Origin of the sequence: Streptomyces sp. NPDC060205, from assembly GCF_042728395.1 — a bacterium.
Taxonomy (GTDB): Bacteria; Actinomycetota; Actinomycetes; order Streptomycetales; family Streptomycetaceae; genus Streptomyces.
On sequence record NZ_JBHWZP010000335.1, the window covers coordinates 1 to 9830 of the forward strand.

Below are 9830 nucleotides of genomic sequence, written 5' to 3' on the forward strand. Positions count from 1 at the left end.
AGGGGCGCGGGGAACTGCGCGGCCCACCCCCACCGGGCCCGCACCAGGGCATTCGGGCTCAGGCCCACCCCCCCAGGGGCGCGGGGAACTGCGCGAACGGCCCCCGCCGGGCCGCACCAGACCATCGGGGCTCAGGGGTGCGGGGAGCTGCGCGAGCAGCCGTACGTGGGTGGGGGGTGGGAATAGTCCGAGGGAGGGGGTCGTTCAGGCGTATAGTTGAATCGTCAACAACCTGGAGGATGAGGTAGCCATGCAGTTCGGGATCTTCACCGTCGGCGATGTCACGCCGGACCCCACCACGGGCCGGACCCCGACCGAGCATGAGCGGATCAAGGCCATGGTCGCCATCGCGCAGAAGGCCGAGGAAGTCGGACTCGACGTCTTCGCGACCGGCGAGCACCACAACCCGCCGTTCGTGCCCTCGTCGCCGACCACCATGCTCGGCTGGGTCGCCGCCCGCACCGAGAACCTCATCCTCTCCACCTCCACCACCCTCATCACCACCAACGACCCGGTGAAGATCGCCGAGGACTTCGCGATGCTCCAGCACCTCGCGGACGGGCGCGTGGACCTGATGATGGGGCGCGGCAACACCGGCCCGGTCTACCCCTGGTTCGGCAAGGACATCCGCCAGGGCATCAACCTCGCCGTCGAGAACTACGCCCTGCTCCACCGGCTGTGGCGCGAGGAGACGGTGACCTGGGAGGGCAAGTTCCGTACGCCGCTGCAGTCGTTCACCTCGACGCCCCGGCCGCTGGACGGCGTGCCGCCGTTCGTCTGGCACGGCTCCATCCGCTCGCCGGAGATCGCCGAGCAGGCCGCGTACTACGGCGACGGGTTCTTCCACAACAACATCTTCTGGCCGGCCGACCACACCAAGCAGATGGTCGAGCTGTACCGGTCGAGGTACGCGCACTACGGGCACGGCACGCCGGAACAGGCGATCGTCGGGCTCGGCGGGCAGATCTTCATGCGGCGCAACTCGCAGGACGCGGTACGGGAGTTCCGGCCGTACTTCGACAACGCGCCGGTGTACGGGCACGGGCCGTCGCTGGAGGACTTCACCGAGCAGACCCCTCTGACGGTCGGCTCGCCCGAGCAGGTCATCGAGAAGACGCTGTCCTTCCGGGACTACGCCGGTGACTACCAGCGGCAGCTGTTCCTCGTGGACCACGCGGGGCTGCCGCTCAAGACCGTGCTGGAGCAGATCGACATGCTGGGCGAGGAGGTCGTGCCCGTGCTGCGCGAGGAGTTCGCCAAGAGGCGGGCCGCCGGGGTGCCGGACGCGCCCACGCACGCGGCGCGGGTCGCTGCCGCCGCCGCGGCCGAGGCCGGCCAGGAGGTGACCGCGTCATGAAGCTGGTCGTCGTCTCGGCGGGGCTGAGTGTTCCGTCGTCCACGCGGTTGCTGGGGGACCGGCTTGCCGCCGCGGCCTCGGCCGGGGGCGGGGTCGAGGTCCAGGTGGTCGAACTGCGGGATCTCGCGGTCGAGATCGCGCACAACCTGACCACCGGGTTTCCCGGGCCTGCGCTCGGGGCCGCGTTGTCCGCGGTGGCGGGTGCGGACGGGCTGATCGTGGTGACGCCGGTGTTCTCCGCCTCGTACAGCGGGCTGTTCAAGTCGTTCTTCGACGTGCTGGACCGTGACGCGCTGACGGGGAAGCCGGTGCTGATCGCGGCGACCGGGGGGTCGGCCCGGCACTCGCTGGTGCTGGAGCATGCGATGCGGCCGCTGTTCGCGTATCTGCGGGCCGTGGTGGTGCCTACCGCGGTGTACGCGGCGTCCGAGGACTGGGGGGCGGAAGGGCTGGCCGAGCGGATCGGGCGGGCTGCGGGGGAGTTGGTCGGGCTGATGGGAGGTGGGGGGCCGTCCGTGTCCGTGCCTGGGCCTTCGGCTCCGGTGACGGCTGTGCAGGTCGGAGATTTCGAGGTGGTCCCGTTCGCGGAGCAACTCGCGGCGCTGCGGTCCGCTTGACGGGGCGGGCCCGGCGGGGCGGTTTGCGCAGTTCCCCGCGCCCCTGGGGGGTGGGGCTGGGCCCCGATGGTCTGGTGCGGGTTCGGTGGGGGTTGGCCGCGCAGTTCCCCGCGCCCCTTGGAGGGGCTGGGCTCTGGATGTTTGCTGCGGGTCCGGTGGGGGCTGGCCGCGCAGTTCCCCGCGCCCCTTACGGGGCCTGGGGCCAGACCCCATTGACTCGCAGCCGAATACCAACCCCCCGGCCCGCACCCGAAATCGCACCCCAGGCCCCACCCTCCCAGGGGCGCGGGGAACGGCGCGGCCAGCCCCCGCCGGCCCGCGGTCGTACTCGTACCTCAGGCCCCTCCCCCTCAGGGGCGCGGGGAACGGCGCGGCCAGCCCTCGCCGGCCCGCGGTCGTACTCGTACCTCAGGCCCCTCCCCCTCAGGGGCGCGGGGAACGGCGCGGCCAGCCCCCGCCGGGCCGCAGTCGGAATCGCACCGCAGGCCCCGCCCCCAGGGGCAAAGACCCGTGGGTGGATACCCGGGGCAGGTCCTCAGGGCCCCGTCGTTCGGGGGTCGGGGACGTGGTCGCCTGGGAACGCGCGGCGTAGCTGGCGGGTGCGGCGGCGCGTCCAGGCCGCCGCGCGGGCACGGGCGCGGGCCCACGCCCGGCGTCCCCGCGTGGACGCGAGGTCCGCGAAGAGGTCCTCGTAGCGGCCCACGATCGGCTCCGCGTCATACCGGTGCGAGCCCGCCAGCGCCGCCTCACCCATGGCGAGCCGCAGCCGCTCGTCCGTGATCAGGTCGAGCATCGCCTCGGCCAGCGCACGGGAGTCGCCCATCGGCACGAGCCGCCCGTCGACCCCTTCGGTAATGATCTCCGCCGGCCCCAGCGGACAGTCCGTGCTGATCACCGGCACCCCGCAGCGCATCGCCTCGACGAGCGTCATCCCGAACGACTCCGCGTCGGAGGCCGAGACCACCATCGCCGACTTCGCGAACTCCGCCTCGATGGGCGTGCGCGGACCCATGAGGCGTACGTGCCCCGCGAGCCCGAGGCCGTCGACCAGGTCCTGGAGGTGGTCGCGCTGCGCGCCGCCGCCGTAGATCCGCAGCCGCCAGTCCGGTTCCTTCGAGGCGACCGCGGAGAAGGCCTCTATCAGCAGGTCGAAGCGTTTGCCTGGGACCAGCCGGCCGGCCGCGGCCACCACTTTCGTCGTGCTGTCGCGGACGATGCCCTGGGGCGCGGGCACGATGTTCGGCACCGCCGCGACCCGCACCCCCGGCAGGGTCATCCGCTGCCGGTACACCTCCGCGTCCGCCTCCGTGGTCGTCACGACCGCGTCCAGCCGGCGGTAGTGCCGCGCCAGTACGCCCCGCAGCCGCTTGGTGTGCTGGTCGTGCCGCAGGTGTTCCTGGGCGATGCGCAGGGCCCGGCCGGGCGCGAAGAGGGAGACGTAGACGTTGATTCCGGGGCGGGTGCCGATGATCACGTCGGCGTCGCTGTCCGCGAGGTACGCGGCGGCCCGCCGGTCGGTCAGGCGCGTGTACTGCGCGTACCGCTTGTCGGAGTTCGGGAAGTCCGTCGCGGGCAGCGCGTACTCGGGGTCGGTGAGGTCCGCGCTGCCGTCCCGTTCGTCGACCAGCGGTACGACCGTGATCCGCGGGTCGATGGTGAAGCGCGGCTCGCCCCGGTGCCGCCGCATGGACACGATCTCCACGTCGTGGTGGTCGGCCAGCGCCGCCGCGAGGTTCAGTGTCGTGCGGACGGTCCCCCCGATGGCGTACGCGTTGTGCAGCAGGAACACGATCTTCCTGCGGCCCGCACGGCTCCGGCCCGCACGGCTCCGGCCCGTACGGCTGCGCCCCCTACGGCTCATTCGCTTCGCGGCCCCCTCGTCTGCCGTACGCTCCGTGCGGTCCGTACGCTCCGTGCGTCCAGTGCGCTTCATCGGTGCGTGGCCCTCCCCGTCGCGGCGCTCGCCCCCGGCACAGGGGACACAGTGACGGGGCGAGGTAAGCCACCGGTCCCGGCGGGGTGAGAGCCGGGTAAGAGGCCCGGTCCCAACCCCCCTTCATCAGGTAGTACGTACAGAAGTGCTTGGCAGACTGGTCCCGTGCCCCACAATCTGCTGCTCGCCGAGGACGACCGCGCGATCCGCCATGCCCTGGAACGGGCCCTGAGCCTGGAGGGATACGAGGTCACCGCCGTCGCCGACGGTGTCCAGGCGCTCGCGCAGGCCCACCGCACCCCTCCTGACGTGCTCGTTCTCGATGTGATGATGCCCGGCATCGACGGCCTCCAGGTCTGTCGCGTCCTGCGTGCCGAGGGCAACCGCACGCCCATCCTGATGCTCACCGCGCTCGTGGAGACCGCGGACCGCATCGCGGGCCTGGACGCCGGCGCCGACGACTACGTGGTCAAGCCCTTCGACGTCGAGGAGGTCTTCGCCCGGCTCCGGGCCCTGCTCCGGCGCACGGGCGCCCCCGACGACGTACCCAGCGAACCGCAGCGCACGCCCGATGGCCAGATCGCCGCCGCGGGCCTGCGCCTGGACCCGCAGGCCCGGCGGGTCTGGCGGGGCGCGCGGGAGATCGAGCTGACGCGCACCGAGTTCGACCTGCTGGAACTGCTCGTCCGCAACGCGGGCATCGTTCTCGACCACACCACCATCTACGACCGCATCTGGGGATACGACTTCGGGCCAGGATCCAAGAACCTCGCCGTGTACGTCGGCTATCTGCGGCGCAAGCTCGACGAGCCGGGAGCGGCCGGTGGGGCCGGTGGGGCCGGAGCGCCCGCCGTGCCCTCGGTGATCCACACCGTGCGGGGCGTGGGGTACGTGCTGAGGGAGGACTGAGTGCGGCCCACGGGCGTGCGGACCGGCCGGCCGGGCCGGTTCGGCCGGTGGGTGGCGCGGGCCCGGCTGTCGTCGCTGCGGACCACCTTCACGGTGTCGTTCGCGGCCGTCGCGGCGGCCGTCACCGTCCTCGTCGGATTCCTGTCGTACGACGCCGCCGCCCGGCTCGTGCGCGTGGACCAGCAGACCGTCTTCGAGGGCGTCGTACAGGATCTGCTCGACGAGGTGCGCCGCGGCCCGCTGGAGCCCGCGGACTTCGCCACCGCAGGCGCCGGCGACGGCCCGCGCGGTGAACTCGTCCGGCCCAGCGGCACGGTCGTGCAGGTCCTGGGCCCGGACGGCTCGGTCGTCGACCGGGGCCGGACACCGCTGCCCGTGGACGCCACCGACCGTCCCCTGGCCGCCGCGCCGGCCGCCGGGCGGCTGGTGGAGCACCGGGACGTCGACGTCGGCGACGACGTCTACCGCGTCGCGACCGTCTCGCTCGGCGGCGGGCGGGGCGCCGTACAGGTGGCGCAGGAGTTCAGCGGTACGGAGGATCTGCTGCGCGACCTCCAGCAGCGGACCGTGCTCCTGGTGGGCGCCGTGGTGCTCGCGGCGGGGCTCTTCGGCTGGTGGCTGGCCCGGCGCATCACCTCGCGCCTGGTACGGCTCGCGGGCGCCGCCGAGGACGTGGCGCGCACCGGGCGGCTCGGCATCCAGGTGCCGGTCGCCGGGTACGACGAGGTGGCCCGGCTCGGCCGGTCCTTCGACCGCATGCTGGGCCGGCTCGCCCAGTCCGAGGACGACCAGCGGCGCCTCGTCCAGGACGCGGGACACGAGCTGCGTACACCCCTGACCTCGCTCCGCACGAACATCTCGATCCTGCGCCGGATCGACGAACTGCCGCCCGCCGTACGCGAGGAGCTGGTCGACGACCTCGCCCAGGAGTCCCGTGAGCTGACCGACCTGGTCAACGAGCTGGTCGCGCTGGCGGCCGGCCAGTCCGACACCGAGCCGCCGCGGCGGGTGGCCCTCGGAGACCTCGCGGACGACGTGGCGGTGGCGGCGCGCCGGCGCACGGGGCGGGCCGTGACCGTACGGGTCTCGGGGGACACGGTGGTCGACGGGCGGCCCGCGGCGCTGCAGCGGGCGATGTCCAACCTCGTGGACAACGCGGCCAAGTTCGACCGGGGCGGCAGCGGGCCGATCGAGCTCGTCGTGACGCGCGTCGACCGTGACACCGTCCGGGTCGAGGTCCTGGACCGGGGGCCCGGTATCGCTCAGGAGGATCTCGACCGGGTCTTCGACCGCTTCTACCGCGCACCTGACGCGCGCAGCCTGCCCGGCTCCGGGCTCGGCCTCTCGATCGTCCGCGAGGTGGCGGCGGCGCACGGGGGAGACCCGTTCGCCGGCCGGCGGGAGGGCGGCGGCTCGGTGACGGGCTTCACGGTCGCCGGCCGAACGGTTTCATAGCCGCGGGGCGAACGGGTTTCACAGCCGCCGGCCGACCGGTGTCGTTCGGCCGGCGTGGCCCGTGTGGCCCGTGTGGCCGGCGTGGCGGTCGTGGCTGTCGGCCGGCCGGCTGCGGGGGCCGTCACCAGCCTTCCCGCAAGTCGTCGTCCTCGCCCTCCTCCAGCAGGGTCGCCGCCTCGCCCACGACCCTCGGGTCCGGCTCCCCGACCACCTCGTGGTCCTTGTCCGTGTAGTCGAAGCGGGCCAGCACACTGCGCATGGCCTCGACGCGGGCCCGTTTCTTGTCGTTGCTCTTCACCACGGTCCACGGGGCCTGCTCGGTGTCCGTCTCGCGGAACATGGCGACCTTCGCTGCGGTGTAGTCGTCCCACCGGTCCAGCGAGGCGAGGTCCATCGGGCTGAGCTTCCACTGCCGTACGGGGTCGACCTGACGGATCGTGAAACGGGTGCGCTGCTCGCCCTGCGACACCGAGAACCAGAACTTCACCAGGTCCACGCCGTCGTCGACGAGCATCCGCTCGAACCCGGGCGCCTGCCGCATGAACCGGCGGTACTCGTCGTCCGAGCAGAAGCCCATGACCCGCTCGACGCCCGCGCGGTTGTACCAGGAGCGGTCGAAGAGCACGATCTCCCCGGCGGTCGGCAGATGCTCCACATAGCGCTGGAAGTACCACTGCCCGCGCTCGCGCTCGGTCGGCTTCTCCAGAGCCACCACGCGGGCGCCGCGCGGGTTCAGATGCTCGGTGAAGCGTTTGATCGTGCCGCCCTTGCCGGCCGCGTCCCGCCCCTCGAAGACGACGACGAGCCGGCGCCCCGTCTCCTTGATCCAGCCCTGCAGCTTCAGCAGCTCGATCTGCTGCAGCCGCTTGTGCAGGTCGTACTCCGCGCGCTCCATGCGCTCGGCGTACGGGTAGTTCTCGCGCCAGGTGTCCACCGGGGTGCCGTCGGGGCGGATCAGCACCGGGTCGTCGTGGTCGCTGTAGTCGACGCTCATGCCACTCAGCAGTTCGGTCATGTCTCTCCCCAGGAGGGCCGGTAAGGAGTGGGCACGTCCGTGATGAAAGCAAGCGGAGGCGTACGGGCGGCGAAGTCCAGGTAAACGACCTGCGAGGTTGTGGCAAGGGCGGCGGGGAGCGGAGGCCGGCCGCACCGCGGGGGGTGTCGCTGGGTACACCCCCCGATACGGGTTCTGCGCCCAATGTGCCGGCCCGGCCTTCTCCGTAGCGTCTTCTGCGGGGCACAGGAAGTGCCCCGCAGCGGGGGCACCGGCGGTGCCCGACACGGGGCGCGGACCGTGCCCGACGGAGGCTGATGACGATGTTTCGCCGAACCGGCACCGACCGACGTACCACCGGTCGACGCACGCACAGCAAGGCCGACCAGGGCACGGGCGCAGCGGAGATGGCCCTGCGGCTGGTCAAGGTCAGCAAGACGTACGGGAGCGACGACAGCGCGGTGACCGCCCTGGACGAGGTGACGCTCAGCCTGGCCGGCGGCACCTTCACCGCGGTGATGGGCCCCTCGGGCTCCGGCAAGTCCACGCTGCTGCAGTGCGCGGCGGGCCTCGACCGGCCCGACAGCGGCATCGTGATGGTCGACGGCGCGGAGATGACCGGCGGCACCGAGGCCGAACTGACGAGGTTCCGCCGCAACCGGATCGGCTTCGTCTTCCAGCAGTACAACCTGCTCGACACCCTCACTGTCGCGCAGAACACGGTCCTGCCGCTGAAGCTCGCCCGGCGCCGGGTGAACCGGGACCGGGTGCGGGAGACCCTGACCGCCGTCGGCCTCGGCGACCGCCTCGGCCACCGGCCCGACCAGCTCTCCGGCGGCCAGCGCCAGCGCGTCGCCCTCGCCCGCGCCCTGGTGACCGAGCCGAGCGTGATCTTCGCGGACGAGCCCACCGGCGCCCTGGACACCCGCAGCGCGCGGGACGTCCTGCGGCTCCTCCAGGACGCCGTACGCGTCCACGGCCGTACGGTCGTCATGGTGACCCACGACCCGGTCGCCGCCTCGTACGCCGATTCGGTGCTGTTCCTCGCGGACGGCCGGCTCGCGGGCGAGATGCGCCGGCCGACCGTGGACGCGGTGGCCGAGCGCCTCGCGCACCTCGGCGACGACGTGATGGCGGGGGCGTGAGCGCGATGTTCACCATGTTCACGCTGGCCATGCGTTCCGTGCGGCAGCGTCCCGGGCGCTTCGCCGCGACCCTGCTGTCCGCCTTCCTCGGCGCGGCGATCATCATGACGTTCAACTCGATGCACGACACGGCCGGAGCGCCGGGGGTCGACTCCGTCAGCTCGGAGACCCTGTCCACCGCGGCGGGCGTCGTCGGCGGCTACGGCACCCTCCTGGTGTTCTTCGCCGTCGCCTCCACCCTCACGGTGAACGTGCGCCAGCGCTCCGCCGAGATCGAACTGCTGCGCTGCTCCGGGGCCACGCCCGCGCAGCTCAAGCGGATGGTCGTCGGGGAGGCGGTGGCCGTCGCCCTGGTGGGCGCGCTGCTCGCCATCGGCCCCGCGATGCTCGGCGGGCGCGTCCTGCTCGACGTCTTCCAGGACAGCGGGCAGGTCGCCGAGTCCGTCGACTACACCTTCGGGCCCATCGCCCTGTACTCCGGCCTCGACATCACGGTGCTCGCGGCGGCGGGGGCGGCGTTCCTCGCGGTGCGCCGGGCGACCGGCGGCCGGCGCCGGTCCCCGGGCAGGGGACGCACGTTCCTCGTCCGCGGGTCCCTGGCCCTCGGCGGCCTGGCGGTCGGCTCCACCTTCGCCCTGTCGTCGACGGACGCCGCGCTGATGGCACCGCCCGCGTACGGCGCGATCCTGCTCTCGGTGGGCCTCGCGCTCCTGTCGCCGGGGCTGCTCAGGTCACTGCTCGGCCGGCTGCCGCTGAGGGGGCCGAGCGGCTATCCCGCCGTACACGGTCTGCGGGCGCGCACGGCCGAACTGGCCGGTGTCATGGTGCCGTTGACCCTCTTCATCGGCATGGCCACGGCGACGCTGTACATGCAGGGCGTCGAGAACGACGCGATCCACGCGGCGGGCGTCCCCAAGTCGGTCGACGCGAAGAACCTCGAAACGCTCAACCTGACGGTCGTCGGCATCATCGTGGTCTTCTCCTGCATCATGCTGGTCAACTCCCTGTACGCGGCCACGACCTACCGGCGCAGGGAGTTCGGGCAGCAGCGGCTCGCGGGGGCGACCCCCGGGCAGGTCCTCGGCATGGTGGGCATCGAGTCGCTGGTCCTCACGGTGACGGGCGTCGTCCTCGGTACGGGGGCCGCGCTGGCCGGGATCGTCGCGTTCACCTCGGTCCGCACGGACTCGGTCCTGCCGGACCGGGGGCTCGGGATCTGGCTCGGGGTCGTGGCGGTGGCGGTGGCGACGACGATGGGGACGAGCCTGGTCACCGCGTGGCGGGTGCTGCGGGCGCCGGCGATCAGCGCGGTCGCGCTGGCCGCTTAGGGTGCGCTTTGAGAGTGCGGGTCCGTGGGGGCTGGCCGCGCCGTTCCCCGCGCCCCTGAAAGACTGCGCAGTTCCCCGCGCCCCCGGATGGG

The 9830-nt window shown here is 72.7% G+C and carries 8 protein-coding genes; 6 read left to right on the forward strand and 2 right to left on the reverse strand.

Going from position 1 to position 9830, the window contains the following annotated elements:
- Positions 1 to 250 precede the first annotated feature (250 nt).
- Both ACFWGJ_RS36645 and ACFWGJ_RS36650 read left to right on the forward strand, forming a co-directional pair.
- Positions 251 to 1357: an LLM class flavin-dependent oxidoreductase gene (locus tag ACFWGJ_RS36645; protein WP_387333242.1), complete on the forward strand. Its 1107-nt coding sequence runs from the start codon at positions 251 to 253 to the stop codon at positions 1355 to 1357.
- Positions 1354 to 1974: an FMN reductase gene (locus ACFWGJ_RS36650; RefSeq protein ID WP_387333244.1), complete on the forward strand. Its 621-nt coding sequence runs from the start codon at positions 1354 to 1356 to the stop codon at positions 1972 to 1974. The genes ACFWGJ_RS36645 and ACFWGJ_RS36650 overlap by 4 nt, the downstream gene beginning before the upstream one ends.
- Positions 1975 to 2509: 535 nt before the next feature.
- Here ACFWGJ_RS36650 and ACFWGJ_RS36655 read toward each other — a convergent pair.
- On the reverse strand, positions 2510 to 3835 hold the full coding sequence (locus ACFWGJ_RS36655) for a glycosyltransferase family 4 protein (RefSeq protein WP_387333246.1): 1326 nt from the start codon (positions 3833 to 3835) through the stop codon (positions 2510 to 2512).
- A 237-nt stretch (positions 3836 to 4072) separates the two neighbouring features.
- On the opposite strand from ACFWGJ_RS36655, the gene ACFWGJ_RS36660 reads away from it, so the two are divergent.
- Positions 4073 to 4816, forward strand: a complete 744-nt coding sequence (locus ACFWGJ_RS36660) for a response regulator transcription factor (RefSeq protein WP_387333248.1) — start codon at positions 4073 to 4075, stop codon at positions 4814 to 4816.
- A gap of 51 nt (positions 4817 to 4867) precedes the next feature.
- On the forward strand, positions 4868 to 6271 hold the full coding sequence (locus tag ACFWGJ_RS36665; RefSeq protein WP_387333252.1) for an ATP-binding protein: 1404 nt from the start codon (positions 4868 to 4870) through the stop codon (positions 6269 to 6271).
- Positions 6272 to 6392: 121 nt separating this feature from the next.
- Here ACFWGJ_RS36665 and ppk2 read toward each other — a convergent pair whose 3' ends face one another.
- Complete coding sequence (gene ppk2 / locus ACFWGJ_RS36670; protein ID WP_387333250.1) at positions 6393 to 7286, reverse strand: polyphosphate kinase 2; 894 nt, start codon at positions 7284 to 7286, stop codon at positions 6393 to 6395.
- Between the two features lie 386 nt (positions 7287 to 7672).
- On the opposite strand from ppk2, the gene ACFWGJ_RS36675 reads away from it, so the two are divergent.
- Positions 7673 to 8410 carry an ABC transporter ATP-binding protein gene (locus ACFWGJ_RS36675; RefSeq protein WP_387333254.1) on the forward strand — a complete coding sequence of 246 codons (738 nt, stop codon included), beginning with the start codon at positions 7673 to 7675 and terminating at the stop codon, positions 8408 to 8410.
- A gap of 14 nt (positions 8411 to 8424) precedes the next feature.
- The gene (locus ACFWGJ_RS36680; RefSeq protein WP_387333256.1) at positions 8425 to 9738 is read left to right on the forward strand and encodes an FtsX-like permease family protein; all 1314 of its coding nucleotides are present in this window, start codon (positions 8425 to 8427) and stop codon (positions 9736 to 9738) included.
- Positions 9739 to 9830: the final 92 nt, after the last annotated feature.

What these genes read in the sequence shown, in the direction of transcription:
- ACFWGJ_RS36645 (WP_387333242.1), top strand. Translation starts at nt 251, where the DNA reads ATGCAGTTCGGGATCTTCACCGTCGGCGATGTCACGCCGGACCCCACC.
- ACFWGJ_RS36650 (WP_387333244.1), top strand. Translation starts at nt 1,354, where the DNA reads ATGAAGCTGGTCGTCGTCTCGGCGGGGCTGAGTGTTCCGTCGTCCACG.
- ACFWGJ_RS36655 (WP_387333246.1), bottom strand. Translation starts at nt 3,835, where the DNA reads ATGAGCCGTAGGGGGCGCAGCCGTACGGGCCGGAGCCGTGCGGGCCGG.
- ppk2 (WP_387333250.1), bottom strand. Translation starts at nt 7,286, where the DNA reads ATGACCGAACTGCTGAGTGGCATGAGCGTCGACTACAGCGACCACGAC.
- ACFWGJ_RS36675 (WP_387333254.1), top strand. Translation starts at nt 7,673, where the DNA reads ATGGCCCTGCGGCTGGTCAAGGTCAGCAAGACGTACGGGAGCGACGAC.
- ACFWGJ_RS36680 (WP_387333256.1), top strand. Translation starts at nt 8,425, where the DNA reads ATGTTCACGCTGGCCATGCGTTCCGTGCGGCAGCGTCCCGGGCGCTTC.